General features: G+C 63.9%; 16 protein-coding genes. 10 read left to right on the top strand and 6 right to left on the bottom strand.

The genetic code is table 11. The features are described 5' to 3' along the window. Positions 1-47: 47 nt before the first annotated feature. Positions 48-1,529, bottom strand: a complete 1,482-nt coding sequence (locus tag DFP89_RS18750) for a Y-family DNA polymerase (RefSeq protein WP_114350854.1) — start codon at positions 1,527-1,529, stop codon at positions 48-50. Next, the gene (locus DFP89_RS18745; protein WP_114350853.1) at positions 1,450-2,205 is read right to left on the bottom strand and encodes an ImuA family protein; all 756 of its coding nucleotides are present in this window, start codon (positions 2,203-2,205) and stop codon (positions 1,450-1,452) included. Before DFP89_RS18745 ends, DFP89_RS18750 begins: the two co-directional genes overlap by 80 nt. A 154-nt stretch (positions 2,206-2,359) precedes the next feature. Between DFP89_RS18745 and DFP89_RS18740 the strand changes: the two genes are divergently transcribed. Next, positions 2,360-3,007 carry an SOS response-associated peptidase gene (locus tag DFP89_RS18740; RefSeq protein ID WP_114350852.1) on the top strand — a complete coding sequence of 216 codons (648 nt, stop codon included), beginning with the start codon at positions 2,360-2,362 and terminating at the stop codon, positions 3,005-3,007. Between the two features lie 66 nt (positions 3,008-3,073). Here the strand turns inward: DFP89_RS18740 and DFP89_RS18735 are convergent, their stop codons facing one another. Further along, positions 3,074-3,352 carry an SH3 domain-containing protein gene (locus DFP89_RS18735; RefSeq protein ID WP_114350851.1) on the bottom strand — a complete coding sequence of 93 codons (279 nt, stop codon included), beginning with the start codon at positions 3,350-3,352 and terminating at the stop codon, positions 3,074-3,076. 423 nt (positions 3,353-3,775) lie between these two features. Here DFP89_RS18735 and DFP89_RS18730 point away from each other — a divergent pair, with 423 nt between their 5' ends. The 6 genes from DFP89_RS18730 (at position 3,776) to DFP89_RS18710 (ending at position 13,463) form a co-directional block, all read left to right on the top strand. Further along, a complete protein-coding gene (locus DFP89_RS18730; RefSeq protein WP_143793004.1) occupies positions 3,776-4,363 on the top strand; it encodes a hypothetical protein in 588 nt (195 codons plus the stop codon). Between the two features lie 216 nt (positions 4,364-4,579). Then, complete coding sequence (locus DFP89_RS20430) at positions 4,580-5,509, top strand: hypothetical protein (RefSeq protein WP_181870400.1); 930 nt, start codon at positions 4,580-4,582, stop codon at positions 5,507-5,509. A 190-nt stretch (positions 5,510-5,699) separates the two neighbouring features. Continuing rightward, complete coding sequence (locus tag DFP89_RS18720) at positions 5,700-7,814, top strand: AAA family ATPase (protein ID WP_114350849.1); 2,115 nt, start codon at positions 5,700-5,702, stop codon at positions 7,812-7,814. Positions 7,815-7,930: 116 nt separating this feature from the next. After that, positions 7,931-8,263 (top strand): hypothetical protein, encoded by a 333-nt coding sequence (locus DFP89_RS18715; RefSeq protein ID WP_114350848.1) that lies wholly within the window; start codon positions 7,931-7,933, stop codon positions 8,261-8,263. Between the two features lie 312 nt (positions 8,264-8,575). Beyond that, on the top strand, positions 8,576-10,162 hold the full coding sequence (locus DFP89_RS20620) for a restriction endonuclease (RefSeq protein ID WP_220269882.1): 1,587 nt from the start codon (positions 8,576-8,578) through the stop codon (positions 10,160-10,162). Then, a complete protein-coding gene (locus tag DFP89_RS18710) occupies positions 10,092-13,463 on the top strand; it encodes a type ISP restriction/modification enzyme (protein WP_342770959.1) in 3,372 nt (1,123 codons plus the stop codon). Before DFP89_RS20620 ends, DFP89_RS18710 begins: the two co-directional genes overlap by 71 nt. A gap of 345 nt (positions 13,464-13,808) precedes the next feature. Here DFP89_RS18710 and DFP89_RS18705 read toward each other — a convergent pair whose 3' ends face one another. Next, the gene (locus tag DFP89_RS18705) at positions 13,809-14,081 is read right to left on the bottom strand and encodes a bacteriocin immunity protein (protein WP_114350847.1); all 273 of its coding nucleotides are present in this window, start codon (positions 14,079-14,081) and stop codon (positions 13,809-13,811) included. Further along, positions 14,078-14,605, bottom strand: a complete 528-nt coding sequence (locus DFP89_RS20190; protein ID WP_147273355.1) for an HNH endonuclease signature motif containing protein — start codon at positions 14,603-14,605, stop codon at positions 14,078-14,080. Before DFP89_RS20190 ends, DFP89_RS18705 begins: the two co-directional genes overlap by 4 nt. On the opposite strand from DFP89_RS20190, the gene DFP89_RS18700 reads away from it, so the two are divergent. Genes DFP89_RS18700 through DFP89_RS18690 form a run of 3 tightly spaced genes read left to right on the top strand, consistent with a single transcriptional unit; the run spans position 14,579 to position 16,503 of the window. Further along, the gene (locus tag DFP89_RS18700; protein ID WP_143793000.1) at positions 14,579-14,863 is read left to right on the top strand and encodes a hypothetical protein; all 285 of its coding nucleotides are present in this window, start codon (positions 14,579-14,581) and stop codon (positions 14,861-14,863) included. The genes DFP89_RS20190 and DFP89_RS18700 overlap by 27 nt on opposite strands. 49 nt (positions 14,864-14,912) lie before the next feature. Beyond that, positions 14,913-15,173 (top strand): helix-turn-helix domain-containing protein, encoded by a 261-nt coding sequence (locus DFP89_RS18695; protein ID WP_114350845.1) that lies wholly within the window; start codon positions 14,913-14,915, stop codon positions 15,171-15,173. Further along, on the top strand, positions 15,163-16,503 hold the full coding sequence (locus DFP89_RS18690) for a HipA domain-containing protein (protein ID WP_114350844.1): 1,341 nt from the start codon (positions 15,163-15,165) through the stop codon (positions 16,501-16,503). The genes DFP89_RS18695 and DFP89_RS18690 overlap by 11 nt, the downstream gene beginning before the upstream one ends. 143 nt (positions 16,504-16,646) lie before the next feature. On the opposite strand, the gene DFP89_RS20615 is transcribed toward DFP89_RS18690, so the two are convergent. After that, positions 16,647-16,970, bottom strand: a 324-nt coding sequence (locus DFP89_RS20615; protein ID WP_220269880.1) for a hypothetical protein, incomplete at its 5' end; no start/stop codon positions are given.

Here is a 16,970-nt window from a genome sequence, read left to right as displayed (position 1 = left end):
CCCGCGCAGGAAGGAAAAATCCGAGGTGACCTGAAGCTCGGCATATCTCATCCAAAGATCCCGTGCAGGAACCAGCGATGCGAGCCGGTGGCGGCATCCTCGCCGTCGCCCGCGCGAAAGATCCACAGCCGTTCGCCGGCATCATCCTCAACGCGGAAGTAATCGCGCACGGCGATGCGCTCGGCCTCGCGGGTCCACCATTCGCCGAAGATGCGTTCCGGGCCATCGGCGCGGGCGATGCGGCGGCGCACGCCGCGCCAGGCGATCCAGACCGGCGGCTGGTCGGGCAGCAGCGCCATGGTGTCGATGGGTTCGGGGCGCGGCAGCAGGCGCGACGGACGCGGCCAGTGATGCGGCCAGCCCGCACCGCTGTCCTCGGCCAGTGCCGGAATGCGCCGGATGGAGCGTTCCGGCACATCGCTGTCGACGGGCGCCATGCGGTAGATCGCCTGCGCGCCGACGCGATTGGCCAGAATGTCGATCAGACCGGACAGATCCGGCGCCTCGGGGGCAAGCGTGCTGGTCTGGCGCGCGGCTAGGGGCTCGGCAATGGTCGCGGCCAGTGTCATGATCTCGATGCCAAAGCCCGGGGCGATGCCGGGGATCTTGTCGCAGAGCAGCCGGGTCAGCCGGGCCGGATCGCGTTGCGCCACGGCCAGGCCCACGCGCACGGTCTGCATCTCGCGATCGGTGCGGTGGCAGATCAGGTCCAGGCGGCGAGCGCCAAGCCCTTGCGCCTCCAGCTGCGCGCAAAGTGCCGCCACCAGCTTGCCGATATAGCGCGCGATGGTCTCGGGCGCGGCAATGGGTTCGGCAAAGGCGCGGCGGGTCTCGATCACATCTGCCGGCCGCAGGGCATCGATCGGTTCCGGCGCATCGCCGAACATCTGGTCGATGCGGCGCATCAGCTCGGGACCAAAGCGGCGGGTCAGCGGCGCGCGTGGCTGCACCATCAGATCGCCGATGCGGCCAAAGCCCATATCGCGCAGGCCGGCGACGGTGGCCGCGGGCAGCCGCAGCGCCTCGGGCGGCATGTCGGCCAGCTCGCCGCCGAACCGCGCCATGGCATGCGCCGCGCCCCATGTCCCCGCCACCGCCGCCCGCGCCGTCACGCCCGAGAGCGCAAGCCGCCCGGTCAGCGCCTCCAGCAGCGCGTCCTCACCGCCATGCAGATGCGCGGCGCCAGTCGCGTCGATGACGATCCCGTCCGGCGGATCGACCGCGACGATGGGCGCGATACGCTGCAGGATCCAGAAGGCCAGCCGTTCGAGGCTCGCCAGATCCTCGGCCACATTCGCAGGCGCGATCCGCAGATCCGGCACCAGCGCCTGCGCCTTGCTGACCGGCATGCCGGGCCGCAGGCCAAGCCCCGCCGCCAGCGCATCCACCGCCGTCAGCAGGCGGCGATTGCCGATGCGGCCCGCCAGCACCAATGGCCTTTCCGGCGGCCTATCCGAAGGCATGCCATCCTGCCGCCGCAGCCGATCCACCGGCCACATCGGCAGGAAGACCGAGATGACCCGTGCCATCGCATGCCTCCAGTTCCAGATCGAACGACTCTCCGGCGCGCGCGCGGAGCAGCTCCACCAGCCAGCGCGCCCGGCCCAGCCCCGGCACCGGCAAGGGCGAGGACGGCAGCACCGAGACCCGCCAGCGCGTCATCGCCGCCGTCGGCTGGCCAAAATCGCTGGCGTCCGACAGCCTGCGCCAGCGGCGCAGGGCGATGCCGGTGGTGCCCGAGGTCTTGGCCGCCAGATGCAGCCGGCGCGAGGCGGTCATCGACAGCCGCGCCACATCCGCCACCACGGCGGCCAGACTGCCATGGCGCAGCCCTTCCTCCATGCAGGCCAGCACCGAGGTGTCGTCGCCCGCCTCGACATGGATCACCCGGCCCGAGGGCAGGCCGGCCTGTTCCAGCCCCGGCGCGAACAGATCGGCCTGCGTCACGCACCAGAGCACCTGCCCCGGCAGGCGCGCGGCGATCCCGGCGGCAAAACAGGCCGCCGCCGCGCCATCGGTGGCGCCGTTGCCGCCGCCCGCCACCTCGTGCAGGCAGCCAAGCGCCAGCCCGCCTTTGGGCAGGCGGCGGTCAAGCTCAGAGAGGCCGAAGGGCAGCGCCGCCAAAGGCGGGGCGTGATCGCCCTCGATCGCCGCGATCCGCTGCCGCAGCGCCACGAGAGCCGGATCGGAACGAGGCGCGGACATGGCAGTGTCGGGCTCCTGTCGGGGTGGGACTCAATGCATTGTGTTCCCCATTTGTTCCGGTTTAAGCCGTGAGTCAATCGCCACCGGGGGATTTGTGATCGGCGCCATTCGGGCCCATATCGACAGGCATGCCGTGGCCGGAGGAGGCAAGCCGATGTGCAACCTGTATAATCTGACCACGAACCAGCAGGCGATCCGCGACATTGCCGGGGCGATGTCCGACAGTGTCGGCAATCTTGAACCCTCGCTGGATATCTATCCGGACCGCCCGGCGCCGGTGCTGCGCAACACCGGCAGCGGTCGCGAACTGGCGCGGCTCACCTGGGGGATGCCGACGCCACCGCAATTCCTGAAGGCGCCGGATGCGCCGGACAGCGGCGTGACGAACATCCGCAACACCGCCAGCCCGCATTGGCGGCGCTGGCTTGGCGTCGCGCATCGCTGCGTGGTGCCGGCGACGGCCTTCTCGGAATACGGCCAGCGGCCCGACCCGGTGACCGGGCGCAAGCCCTTGCACTGGTTCGCGCTGGACCGGACGCGGCCGCTGTTCTTCTTTGCCGGGATCTGGACGGGCTGGCAGGGCACCCGGGGCTCGGCGAGGACGCCCCGGCCCGGCGATCACCAACTCTTTGCCTTCCTGACCTGCGCACCGAACAGCGTGGTCGGGCGCATCCATCCCAAGGCCATGCCGGTGATCCTGACCTCGGCTGCGGATATCCAGACCTGGTTGAGCGCCGCCTGGTCCGAGGCCCGTCACCTGCAACGACCGCTCGACGATGACGAACTGATCGAGGTGGAGTGATGCCGCTGCGGCGCGGACGGGCGGCGCGATATAATCGTGCGCGTGCGGCAGTGGCGGGCGCCATTTTCACCTCAGCGCGAGATATTCCGCTGAGACATAACCCGAGACACCGGGCCTGTCGGCGAGCGCGACCTTGCACCAGAGCTTGCCGTTGTTCGTCACGCAGTTCTGGCGGACAAGCCGCGTGCCGTCGGGCAGGCCGATGATGATCTTGTGATTGAGGCCCGGGCCTTCGCGCAGTTTCAGCAGGTCGTCCGGCCCGGCCCCCTTGACCACGGCGCCGGACCCGACCGTGCACCCGGTGGCGATCATGAGGGCGAGAAGGGCAGCAAGACGAGTGCGCATGATCGGTCCTGATTGATTTTGGCATCGGCGGCAGCTTCGCGCTGCCCGGTCTTCGGCGACCGGACTATTTATCCGCAGATGGCGCGGTCAGGTCCAGCCATTGCATGAGGCACTTTAGGGCGCTCAGGAACCCGGTCCCACCGAAGCCCGGAGCCCGAGCTCGATCAGTTGCCGGATGGCTTCATTTTCTGATGCAATCCGGTTCTCGAAACGGAAATCATTGATCCGTTGCGCCTGATCTTCTGTCAGGTTCACAAGCTTTTTCACGGGGAATATGGTCTGTTTTGACATAAGCCATCGATTAAACGATATGCTGAATATTGACAACCGGTGTCATAGAGCATATGTTGAATATGCGGACCGAAGAAGTGCTACCAACACTTCTGTCGGCCCTAATCAGGTCAACCTTGTAGGAGATCGACCATGACTGTTTACCAATCTATTCATTCTGCTGGCGTTCTGGAAGCCTATGTTCCAGGTTTCACGCATAGCGCGGTGACGCGGCGCTTTGGCGTGATGCAGCGGGCGCTTGGGGCGTGGATCGAGGCCGAGCGGGATCTGGAGCATTCCGGCAGCTGGGATCCGGCCTGCGATCACTGGCTGCGCGATGCCGAGGCCGCGCGGGCGGCAGTCGGGGCGGCGCTGGATGCGCTGTGTGACACGCCCGCCGAACGGCTTGAGGATCGGCCGCTGTTGCGGATTGCGCGTCTGACCCGGGCGCTGGTGCTCAGCGAGGATGCCGGGGAATTCGCGCAGCTTTACGCGCGTGTCGCGACGCCCGGGGCGCTGCTGCGCTGCCCGGGCCGGCATCCGCTGGCGCTGCGGGTGAACCTGATGCTGGCCGAGGCGCGGCGCGCGCTGGCGCAGCTCGCCGCCCTGCCCGACCATGCGCTGGTGGTCGACGGCAATTGCGTCGAGATTATGCCCGAGGATGTTCCGGCCGCCGATGCTGCTATGGCGATGGCTTCCGACGCGTATCCGCAGGTCATGCAGGCCGCGCCCGGCGTGTAGCACCCGACCTTCGACGGCCTGAACCCGCGCGGCCCGGAGAAGAGTTCGGCCCGCCGGGTTCTGGTCTGCACAGCAATGACGCGGCGGATTCTTCGCGCACTGCCTTGATGCGCACCGCGCCGCCACACTGCCACCCTTCCCAGGTTCCCCGCCGTGGGCTGCACCTCGCCGCAGCCCTGCGCCTTCCACGCATCCCGCCTCACGGGAGGATCCCTCATGCCTTCGACACACCAAACGCCCGTTTTTCCCGGCCCGATCCATACACATTGGCAGGCAACCGCCGCCGCCAAGGGCTTTGACCTCATCGCCCGCATCCGCGACCGCCATCACCTGCAGCTGCGCTGCCGGACCTGCGGTGGCGGCGTCACGGCCAAGCTGTTCACGCTGATGCGCCACCAGCCGCTCTGCCCGAACTGCCTGGCCGCCCGACGCAGCGCAGTAGCCACAGCGGCGGGGGTCACCTTCCTCAGCCCCGATCCGGATCGGCGCGGCTATGGCCGTTTCCGCGCGCCCTGCGACCATGTTCTGGCGCGCCAGTTCGAGCTGATCGAACGGGTCGCCAAGGGCCAGACCGGGCTGCGCTGCGAGACCTGCCACGCAGAGCGTGAGGCCAGCGAGGCGCGGCGCTTTGGCTGGGAACGGCTCGGGCACTGTCCTTCGGGGCGACCGAACTACCGGCTCTATCGCCATCACTGCGGCCATGTGCAGCGCATCGCGCAGGCCAATATGCTCTGGGGCCAATGCGATTGCGCCGGCTGCGGCCGGGGCTGGAATGCGAAGCCAAGCTTCCTTTATCTCTTCCGCATCTGTCTGCCCGCGACGACGGATCGTTCCGCCCGGCACTATCTCAAGCTGGGCTACAGCGCCCATCCGGTCAAGCGCCACCGCCATCAACTCGGTCTGGCCAAAGATGCGCAGGTCGAGGTGCTGCGGGTGCTGGCGATGGCCTCGGGCCATCTGGCCTGCGGGGCGGAACAGGCCGCGCATCGTCGTCTGACCAGCGCCCATCCCAAGGCCGTGGTGCCCGCCCCCGAACTCGCAGGCGCGATGAATGTGGTGCGTGAGATCTATCGCCCGGGCCTGCTGCCGATGATCGAGGCCGAACTCGACCGTATCGCGGCAGAGGCAGACGCACAGTCAGGCTGAGAAGAGCCGACGACCAGCCTGCTGTCTCTCGCATCACGACCCGAACGGCGGCGCCAGCGGCTACGGCCTCCACGGCACCAGCCCGCCCGTTCTCGATCCCGTCCGTCTCCGCGCCACTGACAGCGCCCCAACCATTATCCGCATCGCCCGTTTGCAGCGCGGACCATCCTCTCATGTCCCGGAACCGCCCATGACCCAGCATCAGCCCGTCCCGCAATCCGCCCCGAAGAAAGCCTCCAAACCCGCCCAACCCGGCTGGAGCTATCTCGCCCATAAGCTCCTGCAACGCCTGCAGGATCACGAGGATTCACCGGAATCCGATGCGGATGCCACCGACGATAACCCGGCCCGCATGGCAAACCCCACGCCGCCCATGCTGACCAGCCGGACGCTGCTGACGGGCCTGCGCCTTGCCGCCAGCTTCGGCAATCAGGCCGCCGTCAATGCCGCGATCACGCCGAACGCCATCACGCTGCTGCGCGGCGTCCCGCCCGAAGACTGGCCCGCGCTGCAATACATCCTGCCCTGCATTGTGCCCGCAATCTGGCAGATCCGCGAGCAAAAGCCTTTGGACAGCTTTCCGACCCGGCGCCTGCCGCCGCGCTGCCTGCGCCTGATCCCCATCGGCAGCGGGGATCGCCCTGCCGATCTGACGCGGCTGCTGATGATCGGGTTCGACAGCGCCGCACCTTTGCTGATCGTGCTGGCGGGCGGCGCCCTGCCCGAGCCCCGACTGCAGGACCGCATGCAGATCATCGACTTCGCCCCCGTCGACGCGGAGGTCCTGCAGGCGCTGCTGGCCCGCACCCATCCGGCGGGTAAATCCCGCGACATCGCCGCGCTGCATATCGCCATGAACCGCTTTCACCCCGGCATGGCGGACCTGCTGATCGCGCTCCGCGGCGCCACGGTAGCCGAGGTCGCCCGCAATCTGTCCGCCCTGCGCGCGGCCGAGAATCTGGCCCAGCATGACCAGCCCAACCTCGACGCCATCACCGGCGACAGCCCGGCGCTGAGCGCCGCCCGCGCCATGGTCGCCGATCTGCAGCTCTGGCGCGCGGGCGAACTCGGTTGGAACGAGCTGTCCCGGACCGCGCTGTTTTACGGCCCGCCCGGAACCGGCAAAAGCTGGCTCGCGCAGGCCATGGCACGATCTGCGGGCTTTGCTGCCGTCCCGGCCAGTTTCGGCGAATGGCAGGCCGCGGGCCATCTGGGCGACATGCTCAAGGCCATGCGCGAGAGTTTTGCCGAGGCCCGCCGCCGCGCCCCCGCCATGCTGATCCTCGACGAGCTCGACGCCGTCGGCACCCGCACGGATCGCGGCCCGCATCAGAATTACCGCGTCATGGTGGTGAATGCGTTTCTGGCGCTGATGGACGGCATCGCGCGCGACGAGGGCGTCGTCGTGGTCGCGACCTGCAACCACCCCGATCTGATCGATCCGGCGGTGCTGCGCCCGGGCCGGTTCGACCAGCGCCTCGCGGTGCCGCTGCCCGATGCCGTCGCGCTGGCGGGCGTGCTGCGCCGTCATCTGACCCTGCCGGAGCCCGAGATCAGCGCGCTGGCGCAACAGGCCGTCGGCCACAGCATGGCCGATCTCGACGCCACGCTGCGCGACCTGCGCGGCCAGGCCCGCCGCGCCGGGCGCCAGATCATGGCCGAGGATCTGCGCGCGGCTTTCGGCGCCGATGACGACCCCGCGATGACGCAACGCATCGCCATCCACGAATGCGGCCATGCGCTGGTGACGGCGGCCCTCGGCCATGGCCAGATCCAGCGCATAGCGCTGGACCGCGCCGGCGGCCAGACCCGCATCCGCCGCGCCCCGCGCGCCGGCCTGATCGCCGATCACACCGATCTGCTGGCCGAACTCATGGCCGGCCGCGCCGCCGAACGGCTGATCTTCGGTGAGGTCACCTCGGGCGCCGGCGGCCCCGACGACTCCGATCTGGCGCTCGCGACCCGCATCGCGCTGGCCATCGAGACCCGCTTCGGCCTCGGCGCCGAGGGCCCGCTCTGGCTAGGCGAGACCACCCACTGGCTGCACGACAAGGCCATCCGCCAGCGCCTGCGCGAACGCATCGAAGTCGCCGAGACTCAAGCCCTGCAGATCCTCACCCCGCATCGCGCCCTGCTCGCGGACATGGCCCAAACCCTCGTCACCCGCCGCGAACTCTCCGGCCAGGAGGCGGCAAAATGGCTCGATCAGGTCAGGACGATCGAGGTCGTGGCCGCAGCGCCCGAGCCGGAAAGCGGGTCTTCATCGCCCGACGCTTCTCAGCCTCCGGCCTGCCGAACAGGCTGAAGAATGCCGCCCCGGCAGTGGCCACGCCCCCACCAGCGCAGCGATAAAGGCTCCAGAACCCCGGGGAGGCCCGGCTTTCTTCCACATCATCCCTTCCAGCAACGGCGAGGCGCCCCATGCCCCAACCCCGGTCCCAAACCCCGCGCCATATCTTCACCACCGCCCTCGCCGACTGGCAACGCGCCTGGTCCCACCACGCCAATCACGACCGCCGCGCCGCAACCGCTGGCTTCGCAACCCCAACCGGTCGCGCCCACCTCGCCGCCATGACCGACATCAGCACAAGCATTGACGCTATAGAGACCAAGATCGCCCAGACCCCGGCAAACAACCGCGCCGAGCTCCAGATCAAGATCACAATCCTCTCCCTCGACGGCCAGATCAGAGAGGAGTTTCAGAAGACCGTGCTTGATGACGCCATGCGGATGATCAGGGGAGCGGAAGTGTGACGGCGATCACCATTTCGACGCATCCGGCCCCTCTCAGCCAACAGGAAGCACCGTCAGGGGAGGATACGGCACAGCTCCCGGATCATCCCGGCAATCGACGCCAGTTCCTGCGCCGGTGACTGACACCGATCACAATTGACCTCGATTGGCAGGGCTTTCATATCACGAGAACATTCACCGCAGCAGGCCGCGTTCTTGGCAACTGCGTCCCGGCCACGCAGACTGGGGATCATCATGATCGGGGCATCCGTATTGTCGCCCCCGCATTCTGCCCATATGGTCACCGCAGCCCTTTCAGAACAGCGATTTTCCATGACCCTTCCGCTTGATTCCCTTCTTGAAAGCTACCGCGAAGCGGCCGGAAACGAGCGTGACAAGGGCACCTATTACGAACGCCTTTGCGCAGCCTTCCTGCTGCACGACCCCGTTCAGGCACAGCGCTATGACGAGGTCCAGACCTGGGCTGACTGGGCTGCGGATCACGGCTGGAATGGCAAGGATGTCGGCATTGATCTTGTCGCCAGACTGCGAGGACATGCTGGTTTTGCCGCCATCCAGTGCAAATTCTACGCCCCGCGCCACAAGATCGCCAAAGCAGATATTGATTCCTTCCTTGCCGCATCCTCCCGGCCGCCTTTCACCGACCGGATCGTCATGGATTCGACCGAAGGCGAATGGTCGGTCAATGCCGAGGACATGCTGATCGGACAGACCATCCCGGTGCGTCGGATCGGCCTGTCCGAGATGCGGGCCTCTCCGGTCCAATGGGACAGCTTCGCCGCCCGACACGACATCGTTCTGGAACCTAGAAAAGATCTGCGACCGCATCAGCGCGAGGCACTTGACGCTGTTCGCGCCGGGCTGACCCTCCATGACCGCGGCAAGCTGATCATGGCTTGTGGGACGGGCAAGACCTTTACCGCATTGAAGATCGCCGAGGATCTGGTCGGTGCCGATGGCCGGATCCTGTTCCTTGTCCCCTCGCTGGCCTTGATGGCGCAGACAGTCCGCGAATGGAGTCATGACAGCACGACAGCGTTGCGATCTTTTGCCGTCTGCTCGGACACGCAGGTCGGCAAGCGACGGGTTGCCCGGGATGAGGTCGCCGAAATCAGCACACTGGATCTGGCCTTTCCCGCCACCACCGATGCAGGCGTTCTGGCAGCGGGCGTTGCCGATGCCGCACCCGGCGTAATGACCGTGGTTTTCGCCACCTATCAGTCGATCCAGACCGTATCGGATGCGCAGAACGTGCATGGCATGGGCCGGTTCGATCTGATCATCTGCGACGAGGCCCACCGCACCACCGGCGCCGCGCTGGACGGGCAGGAAGAAAGCAATTTCATCCGCATCCACCGCGATGAGGTCATCGGCGGCGACAAGCGGCTGTATATGACCGCCACCCCCCGCATCTATGGCGATGGCGCCAAATCGCGGGCCAGCGACATTGGCGTGACACTGCGTTCGATGGACAATGAGGACGATTTTGGTCCGACCCTGTTCTATCGCGGCTTTGGCTGGGCCGTGCAAAATGAGCTGCTGACCGATTACAAGGTCATCGTTCTGGCCATGGACGAAGGATTGGTGGCAAAATCCGTGCAAAGCCGGATTGAGGACCCGACCTCGGGGCTGATCCTTGACGACGCGACCCGCATCCTTGGCTGCTACAAGGCGCTGACCAAAACGGACATCCGCGACGACCTGGGTGCCGACGCCCAGCCCATGCGCCGCGCGCTGGCATTTTGCCGCGACATCCGGTCATCCATGCTGGTGCAAGAAGAATTTTCTGCGGTTTCGGACGCTTATAATGAATATTTAACCTTGCAACATCAAGAAGATAGCTGTAGAATATCAGAATATCAGAATATCAGAATATCAGAATTCGCCACTTCGGGTTGAGGCCCGGCATGTCGATGGCACCTTCAACGCCAAGACACGCGGCGAATTGCTGGACTGGCTCAAGGCCGAAGCTTCCGATCAGACCTGCCGCATCCTGACCAACGCCCGCTGCCTGTCCGAAGGCGTGGACGTGCCCGCGCTGGATGCGATCATGTTCCTGCATCCGCGCAAATCCCAGATCGACGTTGTGCAGTCGGTCGGCCGGGTCATGCGCCGCGCGCCGGGCAAACGGATGGGCTATGTCATCCTGCCCGTGGGTATTCCGGCCGGTAAATCCCCGGAAGAGGCGCTGAACGACAACGACAAGTATCGGGTCGTCTGGCAGATTCTGAACGCGCTGCGCGCCCATGACGAACGCTTCGACGCGACCATCAATCAGATGGCTTTGGGTCAGGATGTCTCCGACCGGATCCAGATCATCAGCGATCAGGAACTGGCCTCGGTCACCGCGACGGTCGAAACCCTGCCCGCCCGCCCCGCAGCCGCCCGCGCCGACATCGCAGGTGCAGCCCGTGATGGCGATGCGGTCATCGAGGACGACCGCCAGCCCGACCTTCCCGGTCTGATCCTGGATGATTTCAGCCGCGCCATCATGGCGAAAATCGTCAGAAAATGCGGCGACCGCGAATACTGGGACCGCTGGGCCGCCAGCCTGCGCGACATCGCCATGGCCCATATCACCCGGCTGGAGGCGATCCTGTCAACGCCCGGCCCGGCACGCGCGGAATTCGACCGCTTCCTTGCCGAAATTCGCGATGACCTGAACGGCGGTATTTCTGAATCCGAGGCCATCGAGATGCTGGCCCAGCACATCATCACGCGGCCCGTCTTTGACGCCCTTTTCGAGGGCCACAGCTTCACGACCGAAAACCCGGTATCCCGCGCCATTCAGGGTGTGCTGGATGTGCTGGAAAGCGCGCATCTGGAAAAGGAAAGCCGCGACCTTGACGAATTCTATCACTCGGTCCGGCTGAAGGCGCAGGGCATCACCAATCCTGCCGCCAAGCAGGACCTGATCCGCCAGCTCTACGACAACTTCTTCGGCGTGGCCTTCAAGGGCACCCGTGATAAGCTGGGCATCGTTTACACCCCTGTCGAGATCGTCGATTTCATTATCCGTTCCGTCAATGATGTGCTGGAGGATGAGTTCGGCCAGACCCTCGGCTCCAAAGGCGTCCATATTATCGACCCCTTCACCGGCACGGGCACCTTCATAACGCGCCTGCTGCAATCGGGCCTGATCCAGCCCGACCAGCTGGAACACAAGTTCCGCTATGAGCTGCACGCCAATGAGATCGTGTTGCTGGCCTATTACATTGCCGCGATCAACATCGAGTCCGTCTATGAAGGGCTCTCGGGAAGTTACGCGCCTTTCAACGGCATCCTGCTGACCGACACTTTTGCTATGTCCGAGGGCAAGGACGAACTGGCCCTCGTCATGCCCGACAACTCGGAACGCCGCCGCCGCCAGCAGGACCTCGACATCCGCGTCATCATGGGCAACCCGCCCTATGCGGTCTCGCACCATATCAACTATCCGCATCTTGATGGCAGGATCGGCGAAACCTTCGCCGACCGCTCCACCGCCACCAACAAGAACGCGCTTTACGACAGCTATATCCGTGCGATCCGTTGGGGCGCTGACCGTCTGGGTGACAGTGGCGTGCTGGCCTATGTGACCAATGGCGGGTGGATCGACGCCAATACCGGCGATGGCATGCGCAAGTCGCTGGTCGAGGAGTTTTCCGCGATCTACGTCTTCCACCTACGCGGCAACCAGCGCACCAGCGGCGAGACATCTCGACGCGAAGGCGGCAAGATTTTCGGCGCAGGCAGCCGCGCGCCTATCGTGGTTACGCTTTTCGTCAAGAACCCCAATGCGGCAAAACAGGGACAAGTCTTCTACCACGACATTGGCGATTACCTGAGCCGCGAAGACAAGCTGAAGATCATCGCGGGCTTCCGCTCGATCCGGGGCATCACCGCAAAAGACGGCTGGCAAGAGGTGGTGCCCGATGCCCATGGCGACTGGCTGAAACAGCGCGATGACTCGGTGGCGGGCTATATCAGCATTGGCGACAAGAAGGACAAGGACGCCAAGGTTCTGTTCGAGAATTATTCGGCGGGCCTAAAAACACAGCGCGATGCCTGGTGCTTCAATTCCTCGAAAACCCGGCTGGAACGGCAAATCCAGCACACGGTTGATTACTATAACACCAAGCTTTCCGATTTCGCAGCAGTCAAAGCCACCACAGCAGCCAAAGAGTTCATCCGAGACGCGCCACGCGACATTTCATGGTCTGATGGATTGAAAAACCACCTTGCCCGTCTAAAGCCTCTGGCTTTCGAGGAGGGTCAGATCGTGACCGCGACTTACCGGCCATTTTTCCGTCAGCATCTCTATTTCAGCCGCCGCCTGAATGAGAGGATGTATCAGATCCCGGCGATCTTCCCGGAAGCTGGGCTTGAGAATAAGGTGATTGCCTTGTCCGGCACGGGCGGACGCGCGGGTCTTTCCGTGCTCCTGCTCAACGATATCCCCAGCTTGCATGTGGCAGCCATGGATGGGTCGCAATGCTTCCCGCTGACCCTTTATGACCGCGTTGATACCGATGCGAGCGATGACCTCTTTTCGGTGGTCGAGGACGACAAACCCGCCTACCGCACCCGGCACGGCATCACCGATGCGGGGCTGAAGCATTTCCAGGTGGCCTATCCGGGTGAGGCGATCAGCAGGGATGACATCTTCTACTACACCTATGGCCTCTTGCATTCCGAGGATTACCGCCGCCGCTTTGCCGACAACCTGACCAAGGAACTGCCCCGCATCCCCTGCGTGAAGAAGCCCGCCGATTTCTGGGCCTTCGTCCAGGCCGGTCGCGCCCTCGGCGATCTGCATGTCGGTTATGAAACCGTCGAGCCCTACCCCGTGACCATCAAACAGGGCGACCTGTCACTGGCCAGCATCGACGACCCGAAGCAGTTCTTCCGGATCGAGAAAATGGCCTTCGGTAAGGGCAAGGACCGCTCGGTCATCCACTACAACGCCAATATCACTCTGATCGACGTGCCTCTTGCCGCCTATGACTATGTGGTCAACGGCAAACCCGCCATCGACTGGGTGATGGAACGCCAGGCCATCCGTCAGGACAAGGACAGCGGCATCATCAACGATGCCAACGACTATGCCAATGAAACCGTCGGCGATCCGCGCTATCCCTTCGACCTCCTACGCCGGGTGATCACCGTCAGTCTCGAAACGATAAAGATTGTCCGCGCCCTGCCCCCGCTGGAAATCTGAGGTCCTGCAATACCTGCTGGAGGCTTCTTGCCAGGCGCAAGGCCTGCCAGAAACCGCACAGACCTCACGGAAATAGCTCATGAGCCATATTATAAACTTATAGCCAATTGGCTATGCAGCGCCCGGCATGACGAAGCAATCGCGCTGTCACGACATAGGCCTGGTAAAGAGGAGGCCCCGTCAGGACTGGTTCCAAGCGTGCCTACGCGCGCCATCATTGCGCAATGACTGGCTTCCTTTCGTTCCGCGGCCATGAGCCCGGTTTCCAGTGGGCACTGATTTACTTCTGCATCGGCCGGCGCGATGTTTCCGTTCTGGTGGCCCTGGCGCAGGAGGTAAATCAGATCAGAAATCGCTGTCCTTGAAACCGGGAAGGCCGTTTTCGTGGCGGTAGCGCTCGACTTCATCGACAACAGCTTCGTCCGATTCCTTTCCCGATTCTGGATAGAAAAGTAGGTCAGTGCCGCTTGGGTGTTCAGCCAAATCTTCGAATTTCCTGTTCCAGCGGCTATTTTCAGCCTCCGTATTTCCAGGCGCCATTCCAAGAAATACAACAAAATCCAAAAACTCTTGCTTGGTAAGCTCAGAGATTGATTTTGTCTTCATGTAGTCGATCAACTCCGGTATCCCTTCATATCCTCACGTGTTTTTTCTATATGCGATTTTGGTGGCATAATCTGAAGGTTATCAGCACCATACAGTTCGCCGTTATTCCATAGTGGATTTATGTGATCTAACTCCCATCGATCACGTTTACGAACCCGAACCGATTTGGGTGTCGATGGTGCAAAACCCTTCTTGATTGCTTCCTGACTGCGCCTGTCAAACTGCCCCATCAACTCCGGCTCCTGCGCGACCGCCTTCCAGAACGCCCGCCGATAGGCATCGAAACTGCCAAACCGGCGGCCTTCCAGCCTCTCTGCCACGGACGCAGGGATTGGCATGGCGCCAGTGCGGATCCCTGCATTCAACCAGTCTGCCCCGACCTGCTGGCCCGCACCAGAGGCGACGCCCGGCTCGTTACGGGCCCGGGCCAAGATCTGGGCATATTCTTCCTCGGTGATCGGCGTCGAGATCACATTTCCGACCGGATCGGACTCGGGCGCATGGCCGGTATGGGCGGGCAGGCCGTCGTTCAGCACCGGATCGGCCAGGATGAACGCGTCGCGCTGTTCAGCGGTAAAGCCGGGCAGTTCGGCCAGGCGGCGCTCTTCCTCGGTCAGCTCGGGGAAAACCTCGGTCCAGCCCTGCGCCCAGCCGTCTGCGGTCAGGCGCAGGCGGCCATCCCGATAAGCCAGCGTTCGTTGCTCAACGAAGGTTCAGATCACCGCTCGCTCCGAAGCGCAGAGAATTTTCGCCATCGGCCGCTATCGTCAACAAACGATATTCACGAAAAATAGCTCATAAGGGATATTTAAATCATATCGCGCATGGGCTATATACATCCGCATGGACAGTTTGCCCCCAACCAGCATCCGCAGCTTGCGGCAGGCAGGTGCCGCTTTGCGCGCGCGCCGCAAGGCCTGCAACCTCACGCAAAACCAACTCGCCAAGGCGACAGGCACGGCCCAATCGACGATTTCCGACATCGAGACCGGTGTCGTCTCGGTGAGCCTTGATGTCTATCTGCGGTTGCTCGAGCCCCTCGGCGGCGAGTTGTGCATGACCACCCGCGCAGCACAAGCGGATACGCCCGGGCATGGCACGTAGGCAGCGCGTCCGGCAAGGCGCAAGGCAGGCCAGGACCGGCGTCTGGCATGGGCACATCCTCGTCGGCACGCTGGTCAAGGCTGCGGATGGCGGGATCGGCTTCAGCTATTCCCCGGCGTGGCTGGCGAGCGAAGATGCCTTTCCGGTCGCCAGCGTCCTGCCTTTGGTGCAGGGCGCACAACGGGGGGATCTGGTGCTTGCCGCCTTCGACAACCTCTTGCCAGATGCCGAGGGCGAATTGCGCGCCAAGATCGCCGAGCGGGTCGCGGCGCCAGACAAGGACGTGTTTTCGCTGCTGTCGGTGCTGGGACGAGACTGCGTGGGTGCGCTGCAGTTTCTGCCGCAAGGCGAGATGCCCGAAGCGCAGGACATGGCCTATCGTGTGATCAGCGCAGCCGAGATGGCAGCCGATCTGCGGGGGCTGGCCATGGCCCCTCTGGCGCAAGGGCCGGACGACGATTTCAGGATCTCGATTGCCGGCGCGCAGGAAAAGACCGCTTACCTCAGGATCGGCGACCGCTGGGCAAAGCCGCGCGGGATCACGCCCACCAGTCACATCTTCAAGACACCGATGGGTGTTCTGCCGGGGCCGGACCAGATCGACCTGAGCGACAGCGTTGAAAACGAACTGTTTTGCATGACCCTTGCCCAAGAGATTGGCCTGCCTGCGGCCTCGGTCGAACGGATCACCCTGCCCGGCATCAGCGCGCTGGCGGTCGAACGCTTTGACCGGCGCTGGAATGGTGCGGTGCTGACGCGTCTGCCGCAAGAGGATCTTTGTCAGGCGCTCGGTTTTGCCTCGACACAGAAATATCAGCGCTCGGGTGGTCCGAGCATTCGGCAGATCATGGAACTGCTGCGCGAATCCGACGAGCCGATCCTTGATCGTGAGGCATTTCTGCGCGCGCAGATGTTCTTTTATCTGATCGGAGCCTCTGATGGGCATGCCAAGAACTTCAGCCTGCATCTTGGTCGCCGAGGGCGTTTCCGCCTGGCACCGCTATATGATGTCCTGAGCATTGCCCCTGTCGTGCAGGCGGGGCGGCTGCAGCGCAAGCGCTATCGCATGGCGATGTCCGTGGATGGTCATTACCGCATCGACGATATCGTCCCGCGCCATTTCGAGAATGAAGCGCGCGCCAGCGGTCTGCCTAAGGGTCGTGCGTTGGCTCTGCTTGCGGAATTAGTGGATCGCCTCGGCCCTGCCCTCGCCCGTGCGCGCGAGGCGGTGCAGGATCAGGTGCCGGATTTTGTGATGGACGCGATTTCGCAAGATGCCATGGCACGTGCCGAGACGATCAAGGTCTTGCTGGCTGCAGATCCCGGATAAACGGGGTCCGATCATATCACGTGACAGCAGTTCTCAGGCGCCATCCCGCGAACAGGCCTTGAAAGTCCAAACCAGGTGCTGCATGTTTATGGTGACAAGACCTTTTGAGCTGATTTCGCAAGAGGCTCTTATTCATCGATAAATCAGTGTGTTAGCTGCACCTTCACTCCGGCCCCTACCGCCGGAGCCAAAAATCCCAAGAAAAGCAAGAAGTTGCCAGCCATCCCGCGAGGGTGGCCCTTGGGGCGTTTGGCGCGAATAGGCAGATAGTAGGCAACCTGCCCCGATTTACCGAAAAGCTTGCACGGCGAGAGCTTGCCAGATCGGGCCGAAGTCAGGCAGCAAAGGTGCAATCCCGCTCGGTTGTCTTGCTGTTGATTGCCACTGAGATTTGACCCGGCAACAGCGGAAATTGTCATTGAGAATTGACCCATGTGCAACCTTGCCCCGGCTTGAACCAGCTGGGG

The sequence above is a fragment of the Paracoccus lutimaris genome (genome assembly GCF_003337565.1).
Lineage (GTDB): Bacteria > Pseudomonadota > Alphaproteobacteria > Rhodobacterales > Rhodobacteraceae > Paracoccus > Paracoccus lutimaris.
Note: the sequence above shows the minus strand (reverse complement) of the source record. Positions and strands in the feature narration are given on the sequence as shown.

Coding starts and splice junctions, on each gene's coding strand:
- DFP89_RS18715 (WP_114350848.1), top strand. CDS start 7,931: ATGCCCCAACCCCGGTCCCAAACCCCGCGCCATATCTTCACCACCGCC.
- DFP89_RS20430 (WP_181870400.1), top strand. CDS start 4,580: ATGCCTTCGACACACCAAACGCCCGTTTTTCCCGGCCCGATCCATACA.
- DFP89_RS18690 (WP_114350844.1), top strand. CDS start 15,163: ATGGCACGTAGGCAGCGCGTCCGGCAAGGCGCAAGGCAGGCCAGGACC.
- DFP89_RS18730 (WP_143793004.1), top strand. CDS start 3,776: ATGACTGTTTACCAATCTATTCATTCTGCTGGCGTTCTGGAAGCCTAT.
- DFP89_RS18740 (WP_114350852.1), top strand. CDS start 2,360: ATGTGCAACCTGTATAATCTGACCACGAACCAGCAGGCGATCCGCGAC.
- DFP89_RS20620 (WP_220269882.1), top strand. CDS start 8,576: ATGACCCTTCCGCTTGATTCCCTTCTTGAAAGCTACCGCGAAGCGGCC.
- DFP89_RS18750 (WP_114350854.1), bottom strand. CDS start 1,529: ATGGCACGGGTCATCTCGGTCTTCCTGCCGATGTGGCCGGTGGATCGG.
- DFP89_RS18695 (WP_114350845.1), top strand. CDS start 14,913: ATGGACAGTTTGCCCCCAACCAGCATCCGCAGCTTGCGGCAGGCAGGT.
- DFP89_RS18720 (WP_114350849.1), top strand. CDS start 5,700: ATGACCCAGCATCAGCCCGTCCCGCAATCCGCCCCGAAGAAAGCCTCC.
- DFP89_RS18735 (WP_114350851.1), bottom strand. CDS start 3,352: ATGCGCACTCGTCTTGCTGCCCTTCTCGCCCTCATGATCGCCACCGGG.
- DFP89_RS18700 (WP_143793000.1), top strand. CDS start 14,579: ATGGGCGGGCAGGCCGTCGTTCAGCACCGGATCGGCCAGGATGAACGC.
- DFP89_RS18745 (WP_114350853.1), bottom strand. CDS start 2,205: ATGTCCGCGCCTCGTTCCGATCCGGCTCTCGTGGCGCTGCGGCAGCGG.